A 26,696-nucleotide genomic window follows, 5' to 3' on the forward strand; every position below is an offset into this window, starting at 1 on the left:
ACCCGAAAACTGATAGCTTGTTTGGTATAATCGTATTTTGGAAATCACACTTTTTTATTTAAGTGATAAAATGTTTTATTCCTAAAAAATGGAATTCCGGCTTAATTTCAATTGTTCAAATGGTCTTATTTTTATGTTTTAATGACTTTTAACGACAGTTAAAAAATATTTTCACATTTAGATTTGCATTCTCAAAAAAGAGAGAAAATTACGAAAAGACTTTGTAGGTCTAAGATTATCGATTATTTACGATAATGAATTAAGAGGCGATTTATGGGAATGAGCAAACGCTTAAATTTTGATGAAGAAACAGAAGTAATAGGAAAAATTTGCAAAGCACTGGGACATCCAACGCGAGTACAAATTATGACATTATTATGGAAAAGAGATAATAGAACTTGTGGCGAAATTGTTGAATTAATTCCGCTGGCACAATCAACAATATCTAAACATTTATTAGAATTGAAAAAAGCAAATCTTGTAAATATAAAAAATGAAGGAAAGAAAATCATTTACTCGATCGAAGTTGATAAGATGCAAATTCTTAAAAAATACTTAACCAGCTATCTCTCAACAATTGAAATTTCTGAGCAAGATAAGACAACTGTTTTAACTACAAATCATAAGAGAAAAGGTAGATATAGTCATTTGAAAAAATACAATTATCAATTTCCTCGTAAAATGATGAAACAATAATAGTTTAGAGATTTACAAAATCAGTGATTTAAAATTTGATATCGAACTATAACAAAACTTTATACTTCAAATTAACTAGTTGCGGGTAAACTTTGTAACTTTGCAGTTCAAAAGTAAAATTTAAAAATAAACAATATGTATCCACAAGAAATGGTAAGACCAATGGAAGCTGAATTAACTTCTGCTGGTTTTCAAGATTTACATAGTGCCGAAGCTGTTGAGAATGCTATCAAGGCAGAAGGTACCACTTTAGTTGTTGTAAACTCTGTTTGCGGTTGTGCTGCTAGAAATGCACGTCCGGGAGCAAAAATGAGTTTAGAAGGCGCTAAAAAACCAGATCACCTTATTACAGTTTTCGCTGGTGTTGACAAAGAAGCTGTTGATGCTGCAAGACAACATATGTTTCCTTTTCCTCCATCATCGCCATCTATGGCTTTGTTTAAAAACGGAGAATTGGTTCACATGTTAGAGCGTCACCACATCGAAGGACGTCCAGCTGAAATGATCGCTGAGAATTTGCAAGATGCGTTTAACGAGTTTTGCTAATTTTTTGAAGATTCTAAGATTCTAAGTTGCTGAGATTCTAAGATTTTTTTTTAAGGAGCAAAGATTCAAGGTAAAAAGACTAAAACAAAAAGCACTATGAAAATAGTGCTTTTTGTTGTTTTTATAAAGTGTTTGAAAAACTTAGCGCCTTAGAATCTCAGCAACTTAGAAACTTTAGAGATTCCATCCTCCGCCAAGTGCTTTGTATAACTCAACCATTGAACTTAATTGTCTTTCAGATAATTGTGAAAGACTTAATTGTGCATTGAATAAGTTGGTTTCCACATCTAAAACCTCTAAGTACGAAACGTAGCCACTGTCATATCTTTCTCGGGAAAGATTAAAGTTTATTAAGGCAGCTTTAACTTGTCTGTCGCGTGCTTTCCATTCTTCTTTATAGGTTTTGATGTTTTGTATGGATTGTTCTACTTCAGAAACAGCGCCGATATAGGTTTTTTGATAAATGAATTTAAATTGTTCGGCTTGTTGTCTGTTGATTTCGACTCTTCTTTTGTTTTTTCCAAAGGCGAATATCGGACCTGCAATTCCTGCCGATGCATTTTGCAAATACGAACTTCCCAGAAATAAATTGCTTAAATCAGCACTTGCAAATCCGGCGATGGCAGCCAAATTCAAAGATGGAAAACGCATTGCCTGAGCTACACCAATTCTTTCATTTGCTGCTTTGTATCGTAATTCGGCAGCTTTTACATCGGGCCTGTTTTCTAATAATGCCGATGGAAGTGAAAGTGGAATTTCACTAACAATTCGAAGTTCGGTATTGCTTTTCCCTCTTGGGATTTCAGTTGGAAGCTGGCCAGTGAGCAACGCAATTGTATTTTCCTGATACGTTATTTGTCTTTGGATGTTTGGAATTGCAGCTTCTGCAATGGCAACTTGTTGTTCGATTTGTACTTTGTCAACTTCAGAGATATAACCGTTTTTAAATCTTTGGTTTATAATTTCATAGTATTTCTCTCTTGTTTCAAGCGTTGATTTGGTAATTTCCAGTTGTTCATCAAGATTTCGCATTTGAAAGTAAGCATATGCAATATTGCTGACAATGTCTGAAAGTACAACTTTACGAGCTTCTTCAGTAGCTAAGAGTTCGGCTTGTACAGCATTATTTTCATGGCGATATTTCCCCCAAAAATCAAGTTCCCACGACATACTTGCTCCGGCCGTTGAGGGCGTAAAGTTTTTATCGTTGCTGTTTATCGTTGCTCCGTATTGAAAACTTGGAAATAAATCGGCTTTAGCATAGCCTAATTGGGCACGAAGCTGATCAATTCTGGAAACGGCGATTTTTAGATCGTAATTGTTTTCCAATCCTTTTTTAATTAGATCTTTTAAAACGTCATCATTAAAAAGATCAAACCATTTTAAATTGGTAACATTCGCGAGACTATCTAAGTTTCTTTCGTTTTTATACGAATCTGTTTTTTGTTGTTCTGGTTTGCTATATTTTGGACCAACCATACATCCAAAAGGAAATAGTATCAGGATAAATATAACAACGATTATTTTGTGTCTCTTAATCATGGTCAGAAGTATTTGATTCCACATTATTTCCTTCGGTCACGATTGTCGCATCTTTCTTTTTTCCGATGTTTTCAATCATAACAAATAGACCAGGTACAATTAATACACCCAAAACTGTGGCGATTAACATACCGCTAAACACTGCCATTCCCATTACGATACGGGCTTGCGAACCCGCGCCAGTAGCAGTTAATAAAGGAACTACTCCGAGAATGAATGCAAATGCTGTCATTAAAATTGGCCTGAAACGCAGTTTTGCCGCAACCATCGCCGATTCGTAAAGTGGTTTTCCTTTTTCGTATTCTTCTTTGGCAAACTCTACAATCAGAATGGCATTTTTGGCCACTAATCCAATTAATAATACGAGTCCAATCTGGGCAAAAACGTTATTCACGTAAGCATCGCTTCCAAATCTTGCGAGCATCAATCCTAAAAAGGCACCAAAAACGGCAAAAGGAGCTCCAAGCAATACACTGAAAGGCAGTTTCCAGCTTTCATATTGAGCGGCAAGAATTAAGAATACAAAGACCAGTGCCATTATAAAAACCGAACCTCCTCCCGGCGAATGTTTTTCCTGATAAGACAAGTTGATGTAATCGAAACTCATATCTGCCGGCAAAGTTTGTTTGGCGACTTCTTCGAGCGCTGTCAAAGCTTGCGCACTACTATAACCGTCATTTGGACTTCCTCCAATTTCTGCCGATCGGAATAAATTTAAGCGATTGGTAAAATCGGGACCTGTAACTTTCGTTGCTGTAACAAGCGTTGATATTGGCAACATATCGCCAGCATTGTTTTTGACGTAAATTAAATTTAGGTCTTCTGGTCGAACACGATCAGCGGCTTCACCCTGAAGATAAACTTTGTATTGACGGCCAAATCGGTTGAAGTCGTTTACATAACTTCCTCCTAAAAAGGCTCCCAAAGCTTCGGTAACTTTAGAAACAGGAATTCCTAATTTCATGGCTTTGTCATTGTCAATATCTAATTTAATCTGTGGAGTTCCTGCATTAAAAGTAGTATAAATTCGTTTTATTTCTGGGCGTTGTTGTGCGGCAGCGATAAAAGCCTGGGTTTGTTCGGCTAAGTATTGTGGCGTATTTCCACCTCTGTCTTGAAGCATTAAACTAAAACCGGCTGATGCACCTAAACCCTGAATTGCCGGCGGACCAAATGAAAAACAGGTTGCTGTTGTAATTTGGGTGGCAAGTTTCATGTTAAATCTGTCCACAAATTGTTTGGCTGTTTCTTCTCTGTCTTCCCAAGGTTTTAATGAGATGAAAATAAACGCATTGTTCGGCTGATAGGAGTTCGTAAGCATACTAAATCCATTGATTGTTGTATAAGATAAAATGGATTTTTCTTCTTTTAGGAAACTATCGACTTTTTTAGATATTTCATCTGTACGTTGTAATGATGATGCAGGCGGTAATGCAATATTGACTAAAACATAGCCCTGATCTTCTTCAGGAATAAATCCTAATGGAATTTTCTTTCCTAAAAAAGCAGTTGCAACTAGAATGACTACAAGTAAAAGGATAATTCGCATTGCTTTTTTAGCAAAAAAAGTTGCTCCGCTGATATATTTTCCAGTGACTTTTTCGAAGATTCTGTTGAATCCGGCAAAAAACTTCGCTAGCCAGCCAGTTTGTTCTTCAATCGGTTTGGTTGGTTTTAATAACATCGCGCAGAGCGCGGGACTTAATGATAACGCACTAAATGCCGAGAACGCGACCGAGACGGCAATCGTTATGGCAAATTGCTGATAAAATCGTCCGGTAATTCCCGGTGTCATCGCAACCGGAATAAACACGGCACATAAAATTAAGGCAATCGCAATTACAGGACCCGAAACTTCTCGCATTGCCTGAACGGTAGCATCTTTCGGACTTTTGCCATGTTCGATATGATGAATTACGGCTTCCACAACCACAATTGCATCATCGACCACAATACCAATTGCGAGTACTAATCCGAGTAGTGATAATGTATTGATGGAAAATCCTAATAATGGGAAAACAGCAATAGTTCCAATAAGAGAAACAGGAACAGTAATCAGCGGAATTAAAGTAGCGCGCCAGTTTTGAAGAAAAATGAATACTACTAAAATTACCAATATAATAGCTTCAAAAAGTGTGTGAACAATGTCATCAACTCCGGCGGTAATGGCTAAAGTGGTATCTAAAGATTCCTGATATTCAATATCTTTTGGAAACTTTTCAGATAGAAGTTTCATGGTGCTTTTTGCAGTTTCAGCTACATCAAGTGCGTTACTTCCAGGCATTTGATACACCGCAACAACAGCACTTGGTGAACTGTTTCTTCGGGCGGTTGAGCTGTAATTTTCTGTTCCTAATTCAATTCGGGCAATGTCACCCATTAGAACTTGTGCTCCGTCTTCTTTGCTTCGAACTACGATGTTTCCAAATTCTTTTTCAGTAACTAATCGGTCTTGAAGTGTAACACCGTATGTGAATTCGGTATTGGCAGGAGCTGGCTCAGCGCCAAATTTTCCTCCCGGGCTAATCATGTTTTGAGCATTCAGTGCATTTTTTACATCTTCGACTGTGATGCCGAGTTTGCTCATCATATCGGCTTTAAGCCAAATTCTCATCGAATAATCACTTCCTCCAAAAAGTGTAACTTCTCCAACTCCTTTGATACGAGCCAATTGATCTACAATATTAATGCTCGCGTAGTTGTTTAAAAACTTCGCATCATATTTTGGATTGGTTGAGGTAACAGTAAACAACATCATCGGGAAAGACAAAGATTTCTTTACCACAACTCCCTGTTGTTTAACACTAGAAGGCATAAAAGGAGCCGATTGGTTTTGTCTATTCTGCGTAAGCATATTGGCATTATCCAAATTGGTTCCCACATCAAAAGTTACTTCAATGGTACAGGCGCCATCAGAAGTGTTGATGGATTTCATGTACAACATGTTTTCAACACCATTTACTTTTTGCTCAATTGGCGTTGCGACTGCCTGCTCAACATTCAGGGCATTTGCTCCTGTAAAAGATGTAGTAATTTTTACAACAGGAGGATTAATATCCGGATATTGCGAAATAGGCGTTTTTTGTAAAGCCAGTAATCCAAGTATCACAATAATAATACTGATTACAATAGCAACGATTGGTCTTCGAACGAAAAATTCTCCCATAATACTATGTATCTAGATTATTATTTAGTAACTGTAGTTTCTGTATCACCTAATTGCCATTGTGTGACTTTTGGTGTAATAACGCTTCCATTTTTCAGTAATGAAGTACCTCCCATAGCTATCTTGTCGCCGGGTTTTAAGCCTTCTTCGATGATATATCCATTTTGAACTGCGGGACCAGGTTTAACAATTTGCATTTGCACTTTGTTGTCATTTCCTAAAACATAAACCTGATAAATTCCTTGCACTTCAATAACGGCGCGCTGCGGAATTACAATGGCATCTTTACGAATGTCTGTAAGCAATGCAATTTTTGCATATTGCCCCGGACGAAGTAATTTATCTGGATTAGGGAATGCGGCTTCAAATGTGATGGCGCCAGTTGCAGGATCTATTTGTCTGTCGGTAAAACTTACTCTTCCTGTTTGCGGATAAATTGAACCATCCGACAATTTTAAAGTAACAGATGCTCCTGAACCTTTTAAAGTCGAATTTGGTTTGTTGAATTCTCTGTAAAGACGCAAAAATTCCTGCTCACTCATCGTGAAACGAACCCTCACATCGCCTAAGTCAGAAATGGTATTTAAAATTGAAGCCGGACCCGGACGTACATAATCGCCAACTCTCACTTTCGAGATTCCGATTAATCCGGAAATAGGAGCAACGATTCGGCAATAGCCTAATTCAATTTTTGCATTTTGTACGGATGCGTCCGATGCTTTGATCTGAGCAATCGAAGCAGTATAGGCAGATTTGGCCGAAACTAATTCTCTCTGGCTGACCGCATTCATTTTTGCCAATGGCGTAATCATGTCCAAATCTGATTTTGTTTTTGATAAGCGTGCTTGAGATTCTGCCGCGCCTCCTTCTGCTTCATTAAGTTTGGCTCTATATGGCAAAGGATCAATGGTATAGAGTAATTGTCCTTTGGAAACAAAACTACCTTCTTTAAAATTTATACTTTCGATAAGGCCATCAACGCGAGGGTTAATTTGAATATCGGATTGACCAAAAGTTTGTCCAGTATACTCAGATTCTATTTTAACATCTTGCTGTAAAACGGTTGTAACTGAAATTTCAAGTGGCTTGGGTTGTGGTGGGGCTTCTTTTTTGCAGGATAACAATAAAAAAAGTAAGAAAATTGCTGGAGGGTAGATTTTGTTCATTTTTAATTTTTTATTAAATTTTATTAAAACTCAACTAACTAAAAACCAAATAATTCCTTAGCTAAGTTAACATTTTTTTAATTAAGATTTGAAATATTATTTTCATTTTGATTTTTTATTAAATTTATATTGAATTGATATTCAAGTGTTAATAAAATCGACTAAATAACCAAAAACATCGTCAAAACACGTTTTTTGTAAGAATAAAATTTAGATACTATTCGTTTCAATTTAAAATAGCCACCGTTATGTCAAAAAAAGATAAAATAAAATCGAATAAATTGAACTTAGTTTCAGACAATCTAAAATCATTAAGTAAAAAAGAATTGCTGCATAGAGCCAAGAAGTTTTCAGAGGAATATTGTGTTGGAGATGATAAAGATTTTACGTTAAAAGACAAACCCACTTCTTATTTTGGTAATGAATCAAAATCAGCGATTAAAGAAACTTTGCAAATGGGAGTAAAAGCGCTGGCTGCTATGCAGGACATTCTTTATGCTCAGGATAAATGGTCGGTTTTGATTATTTTTCAGGCAATGGATGCCGCCGGAAAAGACGGTGCTATTAAACACGTAATGTCGGGTATAAATCCGCAGGGCTGTCAGGTTTCTTCTTTTAAAGGCCCGAGCTCGGAAGAATTAGATCATGATTATCTTTGGCGTTGCCAAAAACATTTGCCGGAAAGAGGACGAATCGGAATTTTTAATCGCTCATATTATGAAGAAGTTTTAGTAGTTCGTGTTCATGAACAAATTTTAAAGGGGCAAAAAATCCCTGAAAAGTTGATTACCGAAGATATTTGGGATCAGCGTTTTCAAGACATTCGAAATTTTGAAAAATACCTAAACAGAAACGGGACAGTTGTAATCAAGTTTTTTTTAAATCTTTCGAAAGAAGAACAAAAAAAGAGATTCATTGAACGCGTAGACAATCCAGATAAAAACTGGAAATTCAGCGCCGCCGATGCTAAGGAAAGAGGCTATTGGAATGATTATATGTTCGCTTACGAAGAATTGATCAAAAATACATCAACCAAAAAATCACCGTGGTACGTAATTCCAGCCGACAATAAATATTATGCCCGAATTGCTATTGCTTCAGCTATAATTCATGCATTAGATGAGATGGATTTGGAATATCCTAAAGTAAGTGCCGAAAAAATAGCGGAATTAAATGCAGTCAAGCAAGCATTACTTGATGAAAAATAAATGTCTTATTATGTCAAACCTTTGTCGCTTTGTGTCTTTGGAACTATGAACCTTTTTCCGTACTTTTGCCGCTCAGAAAAATATTCTTAACTTAAAACTGTTTATAGCATGCAACTGTATAACACTTTGAGCGCAGAAGAAAGAGCCATCATGATCGATGATGCAGGACAACAACGACTAACGTTGTCTTTCTATGCGTATGCCAAAATTGAAGATCCTAAAAAATTTCGCGATGATTTATTTGTAGCCTGGAATGCCCTTGATGCATTAGGCCGAATTTATGTTGCCAACGAAGGAATAAATGCTCAAATGAGTATTCCTGAAGAAAATTTGGAAGCTTTTAGAGCAACTCTTGAAGTTTATGATTTCATGAAAGGCATTCGTTTAAATGAAGCTGTAGAACATGATGATCATTCCTTTTTAAAGCTAACTATTAAAGTACGTCACAAAATCGTTGCCGACGGTTTGAACGACGAAACTTTTGATGTAACAAATATTGGCGTTCACTTGAAAGCCAAAGAATTCAACGAAATTTTAGATGATCCAAACACAATTGTAGTTGATTTTAGAAATCATTACGAAAGTGAAGTTGGACATTTTAAAAACGCGATTACGCCAGATGTTGAAACTTTCAGAGAGAGTTTACCAATCATCAACGAACAGCTTCAAAACCATAAAGAAGATAAAAATCTGGTAATGTATTGTACCGGAGGAATTCGTTGTGAGAAAGCAAGTGCTTATTTTAAACACCAAGGTTTCAAAAATGTTTATCAATTAGAAGGTGGAATCATCAACTATGCTAAACAATTAAAAGAAGAAGGTTTAGAAAGTAAATTCATTGGTAAAAACTTTGTATTTGATAATCGTCTAGGCGAAAGAATCACAGATGATATTGTTTCACAATGCCACCAATGTGGAAAACCTTGCGATAATCACACCAACTGTGAAAATGATGGATGTCATTTATTGTTTATTCAATGTGATGAATGTAAAGCCGCAATGGAAAACTGCTGTTCTACAGAATGTTTAGAGATAATCCACATGCCTTTGGTTGACCAGGTTCGTTTGAGAACTGGAAAACAAGTTGGAAATAAAGTATTCAGAAAAGGGAAATCTGAAAATCTAAAATTCAAACATTCAGGTGAATTGCCAGAAACTGCTTTGGCTACAGCACAAAAGCCAGCTGACATCCGTCAGAAAATAAAAGTTAAGAAAGTACTTCTTGGAAAAGCAGAACATTATTATGTAAAAGCGCAAGTTGGACAATTCACAATAGAAAATCACGAATTAAACAGCGGTGATAAAATCCTTATTTCTGGCCCAACAACAGGAGAGCAAGAGTTGATTTTGAATAAAATTATTGTTGATGGTGCAGAAACTCAATCTGCTAAGATTGGTGATAAGGTTACTTTTGAAGTTCCATTCAGAATTAGATTGTCAGATAAAGTATATAAGATTTTGGAATAGTTCTATCATACATAATTGAACATATAAAAAAGAGCCGCAATTTGCGGCTCTTTTTATTTTTAGACTTCTTCAGTGTTTTGAGTTACAATATTTTCATCGATTTCATCCCATTCTTTGGCTTTCCAAAATAAAGCAATATGGAGATTGTATAAGCCGATACCGCCATAAAACAATACGCAAGTATAATACAAACTAGTTGGCATATCTTGGAATAAAAAGAATATCGTTGCTATGCTTAAAAGTGTAAAAGCAATCCAAACACCAATTCTAATATATAATATTAAAATATAAAGGGAGATAAAGGTTAAGATCAGGTAAATTAAGTTTTCGCGACTCAATCCCAGTCCAATAAATTTATATATTCCATATACGCTTGCTAAAAATAAAATAAAGAACTGAAGCAAAGATCTGTTTCGTTGTTCATTATCTTCCATTTCAAAATATTCAGTATTGGTCAAGGGAATGCTTTTTCGGAAAAAGAAAACAAGAGGAATTAAATTAATTACAGGAATGAAACTAAACAAATAAATCCATAAAGGTCTTCTTCTCAATGCGGTCAATTGTAATAGCAGTAGTTGAGAGAATAATAAATATACAAATGCAATTTGTAAAATAATGCTTAAAAACTCAAATATACTATATACAATAATTGAAAGCCTAGAATTTAAGTCTCCAAACCAATGTTCAGAAAAGTTTTCTGTGAAATTCAAATGAAGAGCGAGTAAAGAAGTAAAAAGGATTGTAAAATGTATCGTAAAACTTTTGTTTGATAATAAAGAAACAGAGGGCATTTTTATAAAATTCTTAAAAGAGAATCCCGCATCTGACAGAAATAGGAAATAGAAAAAAGAAAGCGGGGAAAAAACTTTTACAAGTGCGCTTCCGTAAGAATAAATAGAAATATAGAAATCGTTAACGAGTATCGATGATCCAATTTTTTGATAGATTGTGCTGATACTTACTATACAAATTAGTCCAATGAAATAACCTATTAAACTTAATTTTTTTCCATAAAGTATTTTTCCTCTCAATGCACCGTATAATGCATAGGTAGGGAAAAAATTTATAATGAAAAAAATAGATAAAATGGACTCTGAAGTTTCTGATTTACCAAGATTTGTATAAAAGTGTAGTGTATTCAAAACTATTGATGGCAAGCAGATTAAGAGAATAAATTTAATTTTGTCGTACTTTTTTTCATAAACAGCTTCCCAACAAAGCATAATTACGAGAATTAATATATCAATAAATCTGTTTATGATTTCTGCCCAAATAGGTAGTTCTTTCGCTGAATTAAAGGAATCAAACGCACCAAGTAAGCCCATCATTCCTGGCATTCCTGGAATGTGAAAATTATTAATAATAAATTGCTTGATAATAAAAAGAAAGGCAACGATCGCTAGAGGATAAAGAATCGTTTTAAACTTTGAAAAATTAAAATTATAAAAGTAGTTTGTTCTTTCTTCTGGTTTGTCTAATAAAATTTCAGTATTCATTTAGTGGTTAAGGTTTGTTTTTGGGTTGGTTTAAAATGTTTTTTTGTACTAGTAAACTTAACAAATTTTAGTTCTCTTTCAGAATTATTTAAAGACAGAAAATTTCTTTTTTTATTTAACAAACCATTAGTTTTAATCGATATATAGCAGAATAAAAAAAATACTATCTTTACCGATTAAACGTTTATGAACTTAAGTTGCTTTTGCAACACTACATATATAATTATGGCATGTACAAGTTGTTCAACCTCAGATGGTGGCGCACCAAAGGGTTGTAAAAATAATGGGACTTGCGGCACCGATAGCTGCAATAAATTGACTGTTTTTGACTGGCTTTCAAACATGAGTCCGTCTAATGGAGAGGCAATTTTTGATTGTGTTGAGGTTCGTTTCAAAAACGGACGCAAAGAATTTTTTAGAAATTCTGAGAAACTAACTTTAAGTATTGGTGACATTGTAGCAACTGTTGCTTCACCAGGACATGATATTGGAATTGTTACTCTTACAGGTGAATTGGTAAAAATTCAAATGAAGAAAAAAGGAGTAAATCATGAAAGTAATGAAGTTCCAAAAATTTACAGAAAAGCATCTCAAAAAGATATCGATATTTGGTCAGTAGCGCGTGATCGTGAAGAACCAATGAAAGTTCGTGCACGTGAATTGGCAATTCAGCATAAATTAGAAATGAAAATTTCTGATATTGAATTTCAAGGAGATGGATCAAAAGCAACGTTTTATTACACAGCAAATGATCGTGTCGACTTTAGAATGCTGATCAAGGATTTTGCGAAAGAATTCAGTACCAGAGTAGAAATGAAACAAGTTGGTTTCCGTCAGGAAGCAGCGCGTTTAGGTGGAGTAGGTTCTTGTGGACGTGAACTTTGCTGCTCAACTTGGTTAACTGATTTTAGAAGTGTAAATACATCTGCTGCACGTTATCAGCAGTTATCTCTAAATCCTCAGAAATTGGCTGGACAATGTGGTAAACTTAAATGTTGTCTTAACTATGAGTTAGATACTTACATGGATGCCTTAAAAGATTTTCCGGATTATGATACTAAATTAGTAACCGAAAAAGGAGATGCTGTTTGCCAAAAACAAGATATTTTTAAAGGATTAATGTGGTTCGCTTATACCAACAATTTTGCAAACTGGCATGTTTTAAAAATTGATCAGGTAAAAGAAATTATTGCTGAGAATAAACAGAAAAACAAAGTTTCTTCGTTAGAAGATTTTGCAATTGAAGTAACTTCAGAACCTGAAAAAGACTTTAATAATGCAATGGGTCAGGAAAGTTTAACTCGTTTTGACCAACCAAAAAGAAAGAAAAAACCAAATCGCAAACGCAAACCAAATGCTGAAAATGCAGTAGTTGCAGCAGCGCCAAGTAATAAACCACAGCAAGGAAATAATAACAACAATAATAAGCAAGGCGGAGGAAATCCGAATAAATCGAACAAGCCTCACAACAAGCAAAATCATTCTAATAAAAACAAGCAAAACGAAAATAAACAGAATGAAAATAAGCCTGCTGAGCCTAGAAAACCAATAATTATTACTAAAAATGAGAATAAAAAATAGCGGAATTCTTCTTTTGGTTGCAATACTACTCTTCTCTTGTGATAAGAAAAGAGTGTTTGATGAGTACAAATCCGTTGGGAGTGCTTGGCACAAAGACAGCGTTGTTACTTTTGATTTGCCAGTTTTAGATTCTACCAAAAAATACAACTTATTTGTAAATTTGAGAGATAACAACAATTATCCTTTCAATAATTTGTTTTTGATTGTTGCTATTGAAACGCCAAGTGGTTTTACAAAAGTAGATACGTTAGAATATCAAATGGCAAATCCAGATGGAACCTTGTTAGGAAACGGTTTTACAGACATAAAAGAAAGCAAGTTGTTTTATAAAGAAGATGTGAAGTTTAAAGGAAAATATAAAGTTCATATTAAACAAGCTGTTAGAGAATCAGGCAAAATTCCTGGTGTTGAAGCTTTAGAAGGTATTACAGACGTAGGTTTTAGAATAGAACAAAAAGATTAGAAATAATTATGGCAGCTAAGAAAAACAATCAATCAAATAGCGTTAAAGATATTAATTACTATAAAAAGAAGTTCTGGCGGGTTTTTGCTTATACTTTGCTAGGTATTTTAGCCTTCTTTTTATTTGCCTCTTGGGGATTATTCGGTTCAATGCCATCTTTTGAAGATTTGGAAAATCCGGATTCAAATTTAGCTACTGAAATTATTTCTTCTGACGGAGTCGTAATTGGTAAATATTTCAAAACCAATAGATCACAGCTGAAATATTCAGATTTGCCAAAAAGTTTGGTCGAAGCCTTGGTCGCAACTGAAGACGCACGTTTTTACGAACACTCAGGAATTGACGGACGTGGAACTCTAAGAGCCATTTTTACCTTAGGAACAAATGGTGGTGCGAGTACTTTAACACAACAGCTTGCAAAACAATTATTTCACGGTGAAGGTTCTAAATTTTTGCCTTTCAGAATTGTTCAGAAAATAAAAGAATGGATTATTGCGATTCGTCTGGAAAGACAATATACCAAAAACGAAATTCTGGCCATGTATTGCAATGTCTACGATTTCGGAAATTATTCTGTTGGAGTAAGTTCGGCGGCGCAGACTTATTTCTCTAAAGATCCAAAAGATTTAACAATGGATGAATCGGCTATTTTAGTCGGAATGTTCAAAAACTCTGGATTATACAATCCAGTTCGTAATCCGCAAGGCGTAAAAAATCGTCGTAATGTCGTGCTTTCGCAGATGGAAAAAGCAAAGATGATTTCTACTGCAGAAAAATTGAGATTACAGGCTTTGCCAATTACATTGAAGTTCAAGCTTGAAAGTCACCGTGAAGGAACGGCTACTTATTTCAGAGAATACCTTCGTGATTACATGAAAAAATGGGTAGCAGAAAATAAAAAACCAGATGGCTCTGATTATGATATCTACAAAGATGGTTTGAAAATTTATACCACTATCGATTCAAGAATGCAGCTTTATGCGGAAGAAGCAGTTTCTGAACACATGAAAAACCTTCAACAGCAATTTTTTATTGAAATGAAAACCAATAAAAATGCGCCTTTCGTAAATATCACTCAGGCTGAAACAGATAGAATCATGATGCAGGCAATGAAAAATTCTTCGCGCTGGGCTATCATGAAAGATATGGATAAAAGCGAAGATGATATTATAGCATCATTCAAAGTAAAAACGCAAATGAGAATCTTTACTTGGAAAGGAGAGCGTGATACCATCATGACACCATTAGATTCTATTCGTTATTATAAACACTTTTTACAGTCTGGTTTGATGGCAATGGAGCCTCAAACAGGAAATATCAAAGCTTGGGTTGGTGGTATCAATTACAAATATTTTCAATACGATCACGTTGGTCAGGGCGCAAGACAAGTTGGTTCTACTTTTAAACCATTCGTTTATGCAACTGCTATTGAACAATTGAATATGTCTCCTTGTGATTCTATTCTTGATGGCCCTTTTATGATTCATAAAGGACGTCATCACGTAACAGAAGACTGGGAACCAAGAAACTCTGATAACAGATATCGTGGAATGGTAACGTTGAAACAAGGTTTGGCGAATTCTATTAATACGGTTTCAGCTAAATTAATTGATAGAACAGGTCCTGAAGCTGTTGTTGAATTGACAAAAAAATTAGGAGTTAAAACTGAAATCCCGGTTCAGCCTTCAATTGCTCTTGGAGCGGTTGATATTACAGTTGAAGATATGGTTGCTGCATATAGTACATTTGCAAATCAGGGAGTTTATGTAAAACCACAATTTTTAAGCAGAATTGAGAATAAAAGCGGCGAGGTTATTTATGAGCCAATTCCGGAATCTCATGATGTTTTAAATAAAGATATTGCTTTTGCAGTAATTAAATTATTAGAAGGTGTTACTGAAACTGGTTCTGGAGCACGTTTACGTACTCAGGGTGGTGGAAGCGGAGATAACCGTTGGACAGGATATCCTTATATGTTCAAAAATCCAATTGCGGGTAAAACCGGAACAACGCAAAATCAGTCAGATGGTTGGTTTATGGGAATGGTTCCGAATTTAGTAACTGGTGTTTGGGTTGGTTGTGAAGACCGTTCAGCTCGTTTCAAAAGTTTGACTTACGGGCAAGGTGCTACAGCAGCATTGCCGGTTTGGGCTTATTTTATGAAAAAATGCTACGCCGATGAAGCACTTCAGGTCTCAAAATCTGAATTTGAGCGTCCGGCTAACCTTTCGATAAAAGTGGATTGTTATCAAAGACCTGCAGTAGTAAAAGACACTACACAGACAGATCAAAATACAGATGAATTTGAGTTGTAAATTCAATTCAGTTTTAAAATAAATTTATCCTTTTGAAATCTTCTAAACTTAGAAGAAGACAAAAGGATATTTTTTTATGGGATATTTTATTTTTTACGAAATCGATATAATTTAATCTAAAAATCTTATTTTTATCAAAAATATATAGTAATAAAGACACTTTGTTATGATAACAAAAAAAGTAAATAATGTTCATGAGGCAATTCAAGGAATTGAAAGCAATATGACAATAATGTTTGGCGGTTTTGGTTTATGTGGTATTCCTGAAAATACTATTGCCGCATTAGTTAACACCACAATTTCAGATTTAACTTGTATTTCGAATAATGCAGGAGTTGATGATTTTGGTTTAGGATTGCTTTTGCAAAAGAAACAAATCAAGAAAATGATTTCCTCTTATGTTGGCGAAAATGCGGAGTTTGAACGTCAGATGCTTTCAGGAGAACTAGAAGTCGAACTTACACCTCAAGGAACTTTAGCAGAAAGATGTCGCGCAGCTCAGGCCGGAATTCCTGCTTTTTTTACTCCGGCAGGTTACGGAACAGAAGTTGCCGAGGGAAAAGAAGCACGTGAATTCAATGGCAAAATGCATATTATGGAAGAAGCCTTCAAAGCCGATTTTGCAATTGTAAAAGCATGGAAAGGCGATGAAGCCGGGAATCTTATTTTTAAAGGAACTGCCAGAAACTTCAATGCATGTATGGCCGGTGCAGGAAAAATAACAATCGCTGAGGTTGAAGAACTGGTTCCTGTCGGGACTTTGGATCCAAATCAAATTCACATTCCAGGAATTATGGTACAACGTATTTTTCAAGGAGAAAAATTCGAGAAGAGAATCGAGCAAAGAACTGTTAGAGTTAAGAATTAGATAATTGAGATAATGCGACAATTAGATAATTGTTTTTTGAATTATCTAATTATCAAATTCTCTAATTGACACATTATAAATATGGCACTTAGTAAAGAAGATATAGCAAAACGAATTGCAAAAGAAGTTAAAGACAGATATTTTGTAAACCTTGGAATAGGAATTCCGACATTGGTTGCGAATTATGTTAGAGAAGATATTGCGGTAGAATTTCAAAGTGAAAATGGTGTTCTCGGAATGGGGCCATTTCCTTTTGCAGGTGAAGAAGATGCCGATATTATTAATGCAGGAAAACAAACCATTACGACTTTGCCGGGAGCAAGTTTTTTTGATTCGGCTTTTAGTTTCGGAATGATTCGTAGCCAAAAAGTCGATTTAACGATTCTGGGCGCAATGGAAGTTTCTGAAAACGGCGATATTGCCAATTGGAAAATTCCGGGAAAAATGGTAAAAGGAATGGGAGGCGCAATGGATTTAGTAGCTTCTGCTGAAAATATCATCGTTGCCATGATGCATGTGAACAAAGCAGGCGAATCTAAAATCTTAAAAAAATGTACTTTGCCATTAACAGGCGTAGGATGCGTTAAAAAGGTCGTAACTGAGCTTGCAGTTCTCGAAGTGACTAAAAATGGATTTAAGCTCTTAGAAAGAGCACCAGGCGTTTCTGTCGAGCATATCATCGCTTCAACGGAAGCTAATTTGATTATTGAAGGTGAAATTCCTGAAATGATTTTTTAAATAAGGTACAAAGTTGCAAAGATTCAAAGTAACAAAGTGATTTTGAAGAAAAGTAAAAAAGAAAAACCGCCTATTTGGGCGGTTTTATATTTTTAAACTTAGGGGCTTAGTTATCTTAGCTACTAAAAATTTAATTTAAATTAAATGAAGCTCCTAAACTGAAAGTAGCTTGATTATTTAAGTGATCAAATACATCATTATCACTGCTGTATTTTGCAATTGGAAAACCAATTTCTGTGAAAACACCAAATCCATCAGTAAAGAAATAACGACCTCCGATGTGACCTCCAAAATTTTTCAAACCTAAACTTAAACCTGGGTAGACATCTAATTGCTCTACTCCAATAACGCTGCTTAAGTTAGCATTAATTCTTGCTTTTGCATCAAAACGATCTTTGAATTCTGGTTTGTAATCATTGTATGGGGTTGGGTGATCGCCATAAATTCCGTTAAAATTGTTTACACCAAGTAAATAATTTGACACAAAACCAAAAGAGAAATTTTCTCCTAAACCAAAATCAACAGAACCTTGAATTCCAGAACCACCATCTTGTAGGTTAGCACCAACATTTACTCTGATATCTCCTTTGCCTGTAAAAGCTTTCTGAGCATTAACAAATCCGAATGATACTAAAAACAAGAGTGTAATAACTTTTTTCATAAAATTAAATATTAATTATTTTGCGGTGCAAATGTATATTTAATATTTTAATTCCTACCTTTTTCGTCAGGATATAATTCATTTAACGGTTCACTTTGCCAGAACTCCTTTGTATCCACATTCATAATCGTCAAAGGCCCTTTGAAAGCAGCGCCTGTATCAACATTCCAAACACAAGCTTTGTTTACAGGAACCGTTTCTCCAATTCGCGTAACAGGAGTGTGTCCAATGTAAATTTCTTTATAAACCGTAAAACGTTTTGGATAATATAAATCATCGGGTTTTAAAGCTGGGTTCAAAGCCAGTGCCGATTCCCAAAGTGTTCTGTCCCAATAAAATAATTTCGGAAAATATTCCCAGACCACACCATTTAAATTGGTGAATCCGGCGTGAACAAATAGACGGTTTTCATCATCGAGATAATAGTCTTTCAGAGATTCTAAAAAAGCAATATGAGTTTTCTTTTTTTCTTCAGAAAGTTTAGAATATCCTTCAACAGTAGCTTTTCCGCCATGTTTGTACCACATTTCTTCATCAAAATCTTCATGTCTGTTTTCGAGCCAGTCTAGTGCCAGCTGATCATGATTTCCTCTGATGCAAATGCATTTTTGTTTGCTTTTAAGGTCAATTAAAAAATCGATGACGTCAGCAGACTGACTCCAGCCGTCTACATAATCACCTAGAAAAATAAGAGTATCTTCGGTAGTAACTTTGGCTTTATTCAACACTTGCTCAAGTGCGCGTAATCCTCCGTGTATGTCGCCTATAACAAATGTTCGCATTATTTAAATTTTCGAGTAGAAGAACAAAAATAGAAAGAATAATTGGTTTCAACTCAATGATTTTTTATTCTTTAAAGATTGGTATTATTTATAACTATTTGCCGTGACTTTTTATTGCTTTACTTTTTAAATTTGCAATATGTCAGAAGTGCCAACATATCGAAAAATTATTCATATTGACATGGATGCTTTTTATGCTTCTGTCGAGCAGATGGATAATCCTGCTTTGCGAGGAAAACCTGTGGCAGTTGGTGGTTCTGAGAATCGAGGAGTGGTTTCGGCTGCAAGTTACGAAGCCAGGAAATTTGGTGTTCGGAGTGCTATCAGCGGAGTTTTGGCCAAGAAATATTGTCCTGAAATAATTTTTGTTCGTCCGAGATTTGACCGCTACAAAGAGATTTCTTCCAAAATCCATAAAATTTTTCATGAATATACTGATCTGGTTGAGCCGCTTTCGCTTGACGAGGCTTACCTTGATGTAACGCAAAATAAAAAAGGAAATCCAAGTGCGAGTTTGCTTGCTCAGGAAATCAGACTGCGAATTCTTAATGAAGTTGGACTTACGGCATCTGCCGGAATTTCAGTAAACAAATTTGTTGCTAAAATTGCCAGTGATGTGAATAAACCTAACGGACAAAAAACGGTAAATCCAGATGAGATTTTAGCTTTTTTGGAAGAATTGCCAATTCGGAAATTTTATGGCGTTGGAAAAGTAACCACCGAAAAAATGTATCAACTTGGGATTTTTACCGGAGCCGATTTAAAAAGCAAAACAATAGAATTTCTGGAAAAACATTTCGGGAAATCTGGCGCTTTTTATTATAAAGTGGTTCGCGGAATTCATAATAGCGAAGTAAAAGCGCATCGCATAACAAAATCGGTCGCAGCCGAACATACTTTTGATGTCAATTTATCTTCTGAAATTTTTATGCTCGAACAGCTCGATAGAATTGCAGCTTCATTAGAAAAACGGTTGAAAAAGCACAAAATTTCAGGTAAAACAGTTACTCTTAAAATAAAATACAGTGATTTTACACAACAAACCCGAAGCAAAACACTTCCTTATTTTATTTCAGATAAAAGTCTGATTTTAGAAATTGTGGAAGAATTGTTGTATCAAGAGCGAATGAAAGATTCTGTAAGATTGCTCGGGATTTCGCTAAGTAACTTAAATACAGAGGAAAAGAAAGCAGTTGTTGTGCAATTGAAATTTTCTTTTTGATTTGTTATAATCTTTGAAATTACGGTTTTCCGTAAAGAAAATTCAAGTTTTCGTCTTATCTTTGAGAGAAAAGTCATCTATTTTAAATCGCTCCAATATGAAAAACGCTAACCCTGAAGAAGCATCTTATCGTTATTCGGTTCCAATCTTGGCTTGGGATTTTCACTATGAATATATAAATGAATTGAAAGCCATGACTGCCGATCTGAAAAGGTTGCATACGATTTCATCTCAATATGCATGGAACGAAAGAGAACTTAAAATAGAAGAACGAATTAAAAATGAAGTAATTGTAATAACCGATTTGAATTTAAAAATCGTTTTTGCCTCCAGTAAAATTAAAAGAATGACGGGTTATACCGAAGCGGAAATTTTAGGAAACACACCCAAAATGTTTCAAGGCCCGGATACGTGTCCACATGCTTTGCAAGAAATCAGAGAAGCAATTCAGTTAAAAACTTCGTTTGAGAAGACAATTGAAAACTACAAAAAAAACGGAAAAGTATACAGTTGTCACATCAACGGTTTTCCTGTTTATAATTCGAAAGGAGAAGTTTCTCATTTTATAGCATTTGAGAAAAATGCATTTAGTGCTTAATTTTTAAACACAAAGAGCGCAAGTTATAAAATGAAAAACCGTCCACTAGGACGGTTTTTTGTTCTTAGAAACTTAGAATCTCAGTATCTTAGACTATAAATTTTCAAAGAAATCATTTCCTTTATCATCAGTAATGATAAAAGCAGGGAAATCTTTCACAGTAATTTTACGAACAGCTTCCATTCCTAATTCTTCAAAATCAACAACTTCAACTTTTAAAATATTGTCTTGAGCCAAAATCGCAGCAGGACCTCCAATTGAACCCAAATAGAATCCGCCATATTTGTTGCAGGCATCCGTAACTTGTTTGGTACGATTTCCTTTTGCCAACATCACCATACTTCCACCATTTTTCTGGAATTCATCAACATAAACGTCCATACGTCCAGCCGTTGTTGGACCAAAACTTCCTGAAGCCATTCCTTCCGGAGTTTTTGCCGGACCAGCGTAATAAACCGGGTGATTTTTAAAGTATTCCGGCATTGGTTTTCCGGCGTCTAATAATTCTTTGATTTTTGCGTGTGCAATATCTCGGGCAACAATCACAGTTCCGTTTAGTTTCAAACGTGTTTTGATAGGATATTGAGATAATTTCGCCAAAATATCGGCCATTGGCTGATCTAAATCAATTTCAACCGGCGCTTCTAAATGTGGCGCTGTTTCCGGTAAAAATTGTTTCGGATTTACCTCCAATTGCTCAACGAAGATTCCGTCTTTTGTAATTTTTCCTTTAATGTTTCTATCCGCAGAACAAGAAACACCTAATCCAACCGGACAAGAAGCCGCATGACGAGGCAAGCGGATTACACGAACATCATGTGTAAAATATTTTCCACCAAACTGAGCGCCAATCTCACTTTCCTGGCAGATTTTCTGAACACGTTCTTCCCATTCTAAATCACGAAATGCCTGACCGGCCATGTTTCCTGAAGTTGGCAAATGATCATAATATCCTGCAGATGCTTTTTTAACGGCGCTTAGGTTCGCTTCCGCAGAAGTTCCACCAATAACCAAAGCCAAGTGATAAGGAGGACAAGCCGAAGTTCCTAAATCTTTGATTTTTGCACGAATAAATGCATCCAAAGATTTATCATTCAATAATGATTTTGTTTGTTGGTATAAATAAGTCTTATTTGCAGATCCTCCACCTTTTGCCATAAACAAGAACTCGTATGAAGCTCCCTTTTTAGCATAAATATCAATTTGAGCCGGAAGATTTGAACCGGAGTTCTTTTCTTCAAACATCGAAATCGGAACGATTTGAGAATAACGTAAGTTACGTTTTTGGTACGTATTGAAAATTCCTTTGCTTAACCATTCTGCATCATCAACACCAGTGAAAATACTTTCACCTTTTTTCGCCATTACAATTGCCGTTCCGGTATCCTGACAGCTTGGTAATTGACCTTCGGCAGCAACAGAAGCATTTTGCAGTAAATTGTACGCCACAAAACGATCGTTGTCTGTAGCTTCTGGATCGTCAAGAATGTTTCTTAATTTTTGTAAATGTGTCGTTCTAAGCATGAACGAAACATCTGTTAAAGCTTCTTCAGCCAATAATTCTAAACCTTTTGGATCTACTGTTAAAACCTCACGTTCTCCAAATTTTTCAACTTTTACAAAATCAGAGGTGATTTTGCGGTATTGTGTCTCATCCTTTAAAATTGGATAAGGATCTTGGTATATAAAATCAATCATTGTTTTGTTTTTTACAAAGTTAGAAATTATTTACCTAAGAAAGAATTTGAATAAGGCTGTTTTAGAAACTTTAAGAAGTGTAATGTAAGTCAATAAAACTCATTTTAAAATAAGGCTTTCGATGAAGAAATTATTTTATTATTAGAGTTATGAAAATTAAAATTGAAAAGACAAAACAGAGATATTTAAAAATAAAAGCACACCACTTTCGTGTTTTATTAGTATCCATTTGGTATTTTTTGATGTTATATTCCCATTCAGAGTGTTGTTTATTTTTGATCAAAAGCTCAAAGTTTTCTTTGGCTTTGATATAATCACGTTCACAAATTTTCTGGAAATAATGAAAAACAAAACTCAAAATGAAAAACGTGCTTGCTGAAATAAAAACTTCCGACATGGTTTTTTCTGTATTTTAAAAAAACCAAGTCGCCACAAAAATTGCCGTAATCACACAAATCAAATCGACCAAAAGCATCGTTCCCAAAGCGTAACGCGTATTTTTAATATTCACAGAGCCAAAATAAACCGCAATCACATAAAACGTACTTTCTGCACTACACTGGAAAATACTGCTCAATCGCGCTGTTAAAGAATCGGCACCAAAAGTATTCATCGAATCAATTAAGAATCCACGTGATCCTGCTGAACTAAATGGACGCAGCATCGCAACTGGTAACGCATTTGTGATTTCTTTGCTTACGCCTAAATTTGAAAATACAAATCCGATTCCGTCACTGATGATTTCGAATAATCCGCTGTTTCTGAATAATGAAATTGCAACCAACATTCCCAAAACATAAGGGAAAATCGTAACTCCTGTTTTAACTCCGTTGTTTGCTCCAACTACAAAAGTGTCGAAAACAGTAGTGTCAGCTTCTTTGAATTTTTTCTCGTGCGTGAAAGAGAAAATCAAAGTAAAAAGAACAATTGTAAGTAAAATTAAACCTGAAAGGTTAGAAGTAAAGTAGTTTTTTCCAATTAAATCCAAATGATTCACATACATCAGTAAACCTACAATTGCAGCAATCATAGTAATCAAACCAATTACAAGTGAAGCACTTTTGAAATTGATTTTTTGTTTGATTCCAACAATAAGAAAAGCTGCAATTGTACCAATAAATGAAGTAATAACGCATGGAAGAATTACATCGGCTGGATTTGTTGCGTTTGCAGCAGCGCGATATCCAATAATTGAAGTAGCAATCAAAGTCAAACCAGATGCATGTAGACACATGAACATGATTTGCGCATCGCTGGCTTTATCTTTTTCTGGGTTTATTTCCTGTAAACTTTCCATTGCTTTTAATCCAAATGGTGTTGCGGCCGAATCTAATCCCAAGAAATTGGCAGCAAAGTTTAATGTCATATAGGAAATCGACGGGTGATTTTTAGGAATACTTGGAAACACTTTTACAAAAACAGGGCTTAAAGTTTTAGCTAATTTTCCTGATGCTCCGGAAATAATTAAAAGTTCCATTAATCCGCAGAAAAAGGCTAAATAAGCAATTAAAGGAAGAATTAAATCAACCAAAGTGCTTTTGCAAGTCGGCAATAAACCATCAGATTTTTGAAGACCACTGTAAATTTTTACGGTTTTGTTTTTGTAAACGTAAGTCGTGTCGGCATTTAGCGTATCACGATTGATAATCATGGTTTGATCTTTCGCTTTTGAAATACTGTCTTTGATGAAAGCAGGAAGTTCTTCGATGTATTTTTCAGAAACTAAAATTGGGTCGTCTTTTTTTCCATTCAATACAGAATCAATAGTGTAAGTATTGGCAGTGAATAAACTGACTACAATAAAGAGAATAGAAGAAATAAAAATCGCTAACCAAAATCTGCTTAATACCATAATTGTAATTTTTTGTAAATGTAATTATTTAGCAATAATAAGCATAAAGATTTAAGTATCGAAACGGGAAGTAATCGCTAAAAAGAACAATTCTTCACTTAAAATCCTATTTATTCGATAATAATTTTTGTTTCCAGATACTTTTCAAAAGATTTAATTTCTTCGAAAAGAAGCTGTTTTTTGCTTGATTCAGTTTCGTCGAAAAATTCAGCTTCAATTCTGACATGATCTTTTTTAATCGTTCTTTTCCAGATTCCGATTACTTTTCCGTTTTCTAAAATTATCGGTTTGAAAATGCCATTATTGGTAAAAACCTTTGATTGATTTTGTGCCAAAAAGGAAGCTTCACGAGTTTTATACGAAATTAAAATTTCATCAAAAGCAGGAAGAAAGTGAATGCTTTCCTTGAAGTTATCGTTTTCAATTCCTTGATTAACAAAATAATAATTTTTATTTTCGATTTCAATACTATTTAATTGCAACATAATTGCATCAATGGTTTTTTTGCAAATAGTAGGCGGAAAACCTGACCACCACGAAAAATCTAGCAAAGTTGCCGGACCATGGCTTTCAAAATATCGTAGAGCAAGTTTTGCTAAAGCTTCTTCTTTTGTTATTTTGTTTTTTGGCTTCGGAACTCTTTCTTCAAGTAAAGCATAAGTGATTTGTTTGCCTTTCATTTTTCCATTACAAACCAAACCATCCAATTCGGCATTCATCATAATGGCAGCACTTAAAAAATCAGCGCTAGAAGTTTTTTTGATATTGAGTTCCTGCATGATTTCGTCACGCGTTAAATGATTATTTCCAGATAAAAGTTTTTCAATTGCGACATTTGCCTGATTTAGTTTTTTGTCGTCATAATCAAATTTTTTGGCTGCAGAAGCTGTAAAACGTTTCACTTGTGGCGCAGAAAGATCCAACATCCAATAAATGTCTTCAGCAGAAACAAAATGCCAAGTTGGTCGCAAAATATGTGTCCGAATAATTTTAGCCGAATTTATCGCTTCTTCAATCTCTTTTTCGGTCGCATCACAACGGGAACCAATCGCCCATTTTGCCATCGCATAATCCTGAGCCTGCATTGCTCCAAAATGCTTCACAATTTCCTGTGGTAAACAAGGACTTGATTTATAAAGCTTTTGAGCAACCAAACGATGATGTGAAATTTCAGAATGAACCATTTTTAAAACTTTTTATTAAACCATTAAGTGATATAAGTTCATGATAATAAACCTCAGTATCTTAGCAACTTAGAACCTTAGCATCTTAAAAAAATCAGACATGAATAATTTCGTCATCAATCAATAAATCTTCACGTCGTAAACGAAGAAAAATCTGGGCAACAGCAATAGTATCTTTTTCGCAATATGTTACAATTCGGTCAATATCTTTTTCGACGTAAAAAACATGCGCCACCTGACTTCCGTCGATATCGCCTTTTGGAGAAGGAACTCCAAGAATTTTTGTCAATAATTTTAAAGATGTAAAATGTTTGTAATCACCAAATTTCCATAATTCTAAAGTATCTAAATGCGGAATTTCCCAAGGTTTTTTCCCAAATAAATTCAGTTTGTCCGGAATCGCAATTTGGTTGATGATCATTCGGCGCGCAATAAACGGAATATCAAATTCCTTTGCATTATGTCCGCACAAAAGATGCTGCGGCTGATTGAAATGATTATTCAGAAGATTATTAAAGTCTTTCAGAATCTTTTTTTCTTCTCCAAAAAAAGAAGTTACTCTAAAGTTTCGAATATCCCCTTTGATGGTGAAAAAGCCAACCGAAATACAGATAATCTTACCAAACTCCGCCCAAATTCCGGCGCGATCATAAAATTCTTCCGGTGTAAAATCATCTTTTCGCTGATATTGTGTTTTTAAATCCCAAAGCGATTGCATTTCCGCGTCAAGCGAATTGAAGTTTTCTTCTTCCGGAACGGTTTCAATATCAAGAAATAAAATGTTATTGAGGTTTATTTTTTCAATCATTATTTAGACATCTTAGATGTTAGATTTTTAGACTTCTTAGATTTATAAAAGTACAAAAAATCAATCTTTACATAAGAATTAACTTATTTTTTAAAATAAACTTTGCTGTTTACTTGGACTTTCATGTTCCAAAAGCCATTTTTTACGAGACAATCCGCCGGCGTATCCGGTTAAAGATCCGTTTGTCCCGATAACGCGATGACAAGGAACTACAATCCAAAGCGGATTTTTTCCATTTGCTGATGCTACAGCGCGAATTGCTTTTACATCTCCCAATTTTTTGGTCTGATCCATATAACTTACTGTTTTTCCGTACGGAATTTCCAATAATGCTTTCCAGACTTTTTGTTGAAATTCGGTTCCTTGCGGATTCAGTTTTAAGTCGAAATCAGTTCTTTTGCCTTCAAAATATTCATTTAATTGAGAAACAGCATCCTTTAAAACTTTTGGGATTTTTTTAGAAACTTCATTTGTGCCAACATCAGAAACAGAAATCACGGCAATACCATTTTCATCTCCAACAATTTTGGTGATTCCTAAAGGCGAGTTGATGTAAGCTGTTTCCATTTTTTTAATTTAATCACAAAGTTCGCGAATATTTTTGAACCATATGTTCTATAAATTCATTTACAATTTAAT

At 34.9% G+C, this 26,696-nt stretch carries 22 protein-coding genes; 11 read left to right on the plus strand and 11 right to left on the minus strand.

All coding sequences use genetic code 11. The features are described 5' to 3' along the window. Positions 1-273: 273 nt before the first annotated feature. Both FN795_RS15035 and FN795_RS15040 read left to right on the plus strand, forming a co-directional pair. Positions 274-696: an ArsR/SmtB family transcription factor gene (locus FN795_RS15035; RefSeq protein WP_142451358.1), complete on the plus strand. Its 423-nt coding sequence runs from the start codon at positions 274-276 to the stop codon at positions 694-696. 135 nt (positions 697-831) lie between these two features. Continuing rightward, on the plus strand, positions 832-1,242 hold the full coding sequence (locus tag FN795_RS15040; protein WP_142451359.1) for a BrxA/BrxB family bacilliredoxin: 411 nt from the start codon (positions 832-834) through the stop codon (positions 1,240-1,242). Positions 1,243-1,416: 174 nt separating this feature from the next. Here FN795_RS15040 and FN795_RS15045 read toward each other — a convergent pair whose 3' ends face one another. The 3 genes from FN795_RS15045 to FN795_RS15055 are packed head-to-tail and all read right to left on the minus strand — an operon-like array spanning position 1,417 to position 7,116. Next, positions 1,417-2,784 carry an efflux transporter outer membrane subunit gene (locus FN795_RS15045; protein WP_142451360.1) on the minus strand — a complete coding sequence of 456 codons (1,368 nt, stop codon included), beginning with the start codon at positions 2,782-2,784 and terminating at the stop codon, positions 1,417-1,419. Next, on the minus strand, positions 2,777-5,950 hold the full coding sequence (locus tag FN795_RS15050) for an efflux RND transporter permease subunit (RefSeq protein WP_142451361.1): 3,174 nt from the start codon (positions 5,948-5,950) through the stop codon (positions 2,777-2,779). The genes FN795_RS15045 and FN795_RS15050 overlap by 8 nt, the downstream gene beginning before the upstream one ends. Before the next feature lie 20 nt (positions 5,951-5,970). After that, the gene (locus FN795_RS15055; RefSeq protein ID WP_142451362.1) at positions 5,971-7,116 is read right to left on the minus strand and encodes an efflux RND transporter periplasmic adaptor subunit; all 1,146 of its coding nucleotides are present in this window, start codon (positions 7,114-7,116) and stop codon (positions 5,971-5,973) included. Positions 7,117-7,364: 248 nt separating this feature from the next. On the opposite strand from FN795_RS15055, the gene FN795_RS15060 reads away from it, so the two are divergent. Together FN795_RS15060 and trhO are read left to right on the plus strand one after the other, a co-directional pair. Then, the gene (locus FN795_RS15060) at positions 7,365-8,324 is read left to right on the plus strand and encodes a polyphosphate kinase 2 family protein (RefSeq protein WP_142451363.1); all 960 of its coding nucleotides are present in this window, start codon (positions 7,365-7,367) and stop codon (positions 8,322-8,324) included. 108 nt (positions 8,325-8,432) lie between these two features. Beyond that, on the plus strand, positions 8,433-9,791 hold the full coding sequence (gene trhO, locus FN795_RS15065) for an oxygen-dependent tRNA uridine(34) hydroxylase TrhO (protein ID WP_142451364.1): 1,359 nt from the start codon (positions 8,433-8,435) through the stop codon (positions 9,789-9,791). A gap of 59 nt (positions 9,792-9,850) precedes the next feature. On the opposite strand, the gene FN795_RS15070 is transcribed toward trhO, so the two are convergent. Beyond that, entirely contained in the window at positions 9,851-11,287 is a 1,437-nt protein-coding gene (locus FN795_RS15070) for a hypothetical protein (RefSeq protein WP_142451365.1), read from the minus strand. 225 nt (positions 11,288-11,512) lie between these two features. Here FN795_RS15070 and FN795_RS15075 point away from each other — a divergent pair, with 225 nt between their 5' ends. The 5 genes from FN795_RS15075 (at position 11,513) to FN795_RS15095 (ending at position 17,252) form a co-directional block, all read left to right on the plus strand. Beyond that, entirely contained in the window at positions 11,513-12,868 is a 1,356-nt protein-coding gene (locus FN795_RS15075) for a PSP1 domain-containing protein (protein WP_142451366.1), read from the plus strand. After that, positions 12,852-13,331: a gliding motility lipoprotein GldH gene (locus FN795_RS15080; protein ID WP_142451367.1), complete on the plus strand. Its 480-nt coding sequence runs from the start codon at positions 12,852-12,854 to the stop codon at positions 13,329-13,331. The genes FN795_RS15075 and FN795_RS15080 overlap by 17 nt, the downstream gene beginning before the upstream one ends. Positions 13,332-13,339: 8 nt before the next feature. Then, on the plus strand, positions 13,340-15,646 hold the full coding sequence (locus tag FN795_RS15085) for a penicillin-binding protein 1A (protein WP_142451368.1): 2,307 nt from the start codon (positions 13,340-13,342) through the stop codon (positions 15,644-15,646). A gap of 166 nt (positions 15,647-15,812) precedes the next feature. Beyond that, on the plus strand, positions 15,813-16,514 hold the full coding sequence (locus tag FN795_RS15090) for a CoA transferase subunit A (RefSeq protein WP_142451369.1): 702 nt from the start codon (positions 15,813-15,815) through the stop codon (positions 16,512-16,514). Between the two features lie 81 nt (positions 16,515-16,595). After that, complete coding sequence (locus tag FN795_RS15095; protein ID WP_142451370.1) at positions 16,596-17,252, plus strand: 3-oxoacid CoA-transferase subunit B; 657 nt, start codon at positions 16,596-16,598, stop codon at positions 17,250-17,252. A gap of 130 nt (positions 17,253-17,382) precedes the next feature. Here FN795_RS15095 and FN795_RS15100 read toward each other — a convergent pair whose 3' ends face one another. Continuing rightward, entirely contained in the window at positions 17,383-17,913 is a 531-nt protein-coding gene (locus FN795_RS15100) for a DUF6646 family protein (RefSeq protein WP_035652704.1), read from the minus strand. A gap of 47 nt (positions 17,914-17,960) precedes the next feature. Continuing rightward, positions 17,961-18,695, minus strand: coding sequence for a metallophosphoesterase family protein (locus FN795_RS15105; protein ID WP_142451371.1), 735 nt, complete (start codon positions 18,693-18,695; stop codon positions 17,961-17,963). A gap of 139 nt (positions 18,696-18,834) precedes the next feature. Here FN795_RS15105 and dinB point away from each other — a divergent pair, with 139 nt between their 5' ends. Next, positions 18,835-19,917 carry a DNA polymerase IV gene (gene dinB, locus FN795_RS15110; RefSeq protein WP_142451372.1) on the plus strand — a complete coding sequence of 361 codons (1,083 nt, stop codon included), beginning with the start codon at positions 18,835-18,837 and terminating at the stop codon, positions 19,915-19,917. A gap of 97 nt (positions 19,918-20,014) precedes the next feature. Continuing rightward, positions 20,015-20,515, plus strand: a complete 501-nt coding sequence (locus FN795_RS15115) for a PAS domain-containing protein (protein WP_142451373.1) — start codon at positions 20,015-20,017, stop codon at positions 20,513-20,515. 93 nt (positions 20,516-20,608) lie between these two features. Here the strand turns inward: FN795_RS15115 and FN795_RS15120 are convergent, their stop codons facing one another. The 5 genes from FN795_RS15120 to FN795_RS15140 all read right to left on the minus strand — a co-directional run bounded on the left by FN795_RS15120 (position 20,609) and on the right by FN795_RS15140 (position 26,624). Beyond that, positions 20,609-22,213: a fumarate hydratase gene (locus tag FN795_RS15120; RefSeq protein ID WP_142451374.1), complete on the minus strand. Its 1,605-nt coding sequence runs from the start codon at positions 22,211-22,213 to the stop codon at positions 20,609-20,611. 412 nt (positions 22,214-22,625) lie between these two features. Further along, positions 22,626-24,065, minus strand: coding sequence for a nucleoside recognition domain-containing protein (locus FN795_RS15125; protein WP_142451375.1), 1,440 nt, complete (start codon positions 24,063-24,065; stop codon positions 22,626-22,628). A gap of 110 nt (positions 24,066-24,175) precedes the next feature. Continuing rightward, complete coding sequence (locus FN795_RS15130; RefSeq protein WP_142451376.1) at positions 24,176-25,249, minus strand: winged helix DNA-binding domain-containing protein; 1,074 nt, start codon at positions 25,247-25,249, stop codon at positions 24,176-24,178. 94 nt (positions 25,250-25,343) lie between these two features. Then, complete coding sequence (locus tag FN795_RS15135; protein WP_142451377.1) at positions 25,344-26,057, minus strand: 3'-5' exonuclease; 714 nt, start codon at positions 26,055-26,057, stop codon at positions 25,344-25,346. Between the two features lie 90 nt (positions 26,058-26,147). Beyond that, a complete protein-coding gene (locus FN795_RS15140; RefSeq protein WP_142451378.1) occupies positions 26,148-26,624 on the minus strand; it encodes a methylated-DNA--[protein]-cysteine S-methyltransferase in 477 nt (158 codons plus the stop codon). Positions 26,625-26,696 lie beyond the last annotated feature (72 nt).

The organism is Flavobacterium resistens (assembly GCF_900182645.1).
In the GTDB taxonomy this organism is placed as follows: domain Bacteria; phylum Bacteroidota; class Bacteroidia; order Flavobacteriales; family Flavobacteriaceae; genus Flavobacterium; species Flavobacterium resistens.

Bases quoted from the DNA above. Each gene is read 5' to 3' on its own strand.
- FN795_RS15120 (WP_142451374.1), bottom strand. From the start codon at position 22,213: ATGATTGATTTTATATACCAAGATCCTTATCCAATTTTAAAGGATGAG.
- FN795_RS15045 (WP_142451360.1), bottom strand. From the start codon at position 2,784: ATGATTAAGAGACACAAAATAATCGTTGTTATATTTATCCTGATACTA.
- FN795_RS15055 (WP_142451362.1), bottom strand. From the start codon at position 7,116: ATGAACAAAATCTACCCTCCAGCAATTTTCTTACTTTTTTTATTGTTA.
- dinB (WP_142451372.1), top strand. From the start codon at position 18,835: ATGTCAGAAGTGCCAACATATCGAAAAATTATTCATATTGACATGGAT.
- FN795_RS15130 (WP_142451376.1), bottom strand. From the start codon at position 25,249: ATGGTTCATTCTGAAATTTCACATCATCGTTTGGTTGCTCAAAAGCTT.
- FN795_RS15135 (WP_142451377.1), bottom strand. From the start codon at position 26,057: ATGATTGAAAAAATAAACCTCAATAACATTTTATTTCTTGATATTGAA.
- FN795_RS15035 (WP_142451358.1), top strand. From the start codon at position 274: ATGGGAATGAGCAAACGCTTAAATTTTGATGAAGAAACAGAAGTAATA.
- FN795_RS15050 (WP_142451361.1), bottom strand. From the start codon at position 5,950: ATGGGAGAATTTTTCGTTCGAAGACCAATCGTTGCTATTGTAATCAGT.
- FN795_RS15105 (WP_142451371.1), bottom strand. From the start codon at position 18,695: ATGCGAACATTTGTTATAGGCGACATACACGGAGGATTACGCGCACTT.
- FN795_RS15060 (WP_142451363.1), top strand. From the start codon at position 7,365: ATGTCAAAAAAAGATAAAATAAAATCGAATAAATTGAACTTAGTTTCA.
- FN795_RS15085 (WP_142451368.1), top strand. From the start codon at position 13,340: ATGGCAGCTAAGAAAAACAATCAATCAAATAGCGTTAAAGATATTAAT.
- trhO (WP_142451364.1), top strand. From the start codon at position 8,433: ATGCAACTGTATAACACTTTGAGCGCAGAAGAAAGAGCCATCATGATC.
- FN795_RS15040 (WP_142451359.1), top strand. From the start codon at position 832: ATGTATCCACAAGAAATGGTAAGACCAATGGAAGCTGAATTAACTTCT.
- FN795_RS15140 (WP_142451378.1), bottom strand. From the start codon at position 26,624: ATGGAAACAGCTTACATCAACTCGCCTTTAGGAATCACCAAAATTGTT.
- FN795_RS15125 (WP_142451375.1), bottom strand. From the start codon at position 24,065: ATGGTATTAAGCAGATTTTGGTTAGCGATTTTTATTTCTTCTATTCTC.
- FN795_RS15100 (WP_035652704.1), bottom strand. From the start codon at position 17,913: ATGAAAAAAGTTATTACACTCTTGTTTTTAGTATCATTCGGATTTGTT.
- FN795_RS15095 (WP_142451370.1), top strand. From the start codon at position 16,596: ATGGCACTTAGTAAAGAAGATATAGCAAAACGAATTGCAAAAGAAGTT.
- FN795_RS15115 (WP_142451373.1), top strand. From the start codon at position 20,015: ATGAAAAACGCTAACCCTGAAGAAGCATCTTATCGTTATTCGGTTCCA.
- FN795_RS15090 (WP_142451369.1), top strand. From the start codon at position 15,813: ATGATAACAAAAAAAGTAAATAATGTTCATGAGGCAATTCAAGGAATT.
- FN795_RS15075 (WP_142451366.1), top strand. From the start codon at position 11,513: ATGGCATGTACAAGTTGTTCAACCTCAGATGGTGGCGCACCAAAGGGT.
- FN795_RS15080 (WP_142451367.1), top strand. From the start codon at position 12,852: ATGAGAATAAAAAATAGCGGAATTCTTCTTTTGGTTGCAATACTACTC.
- FN795_RS15070 (WP_142451365.1), bottom strand. From the start codon at position 11,287: ATGAATACTGAAATTTTATTAGACAAACCAGAAGAAAGAACAAACTAC.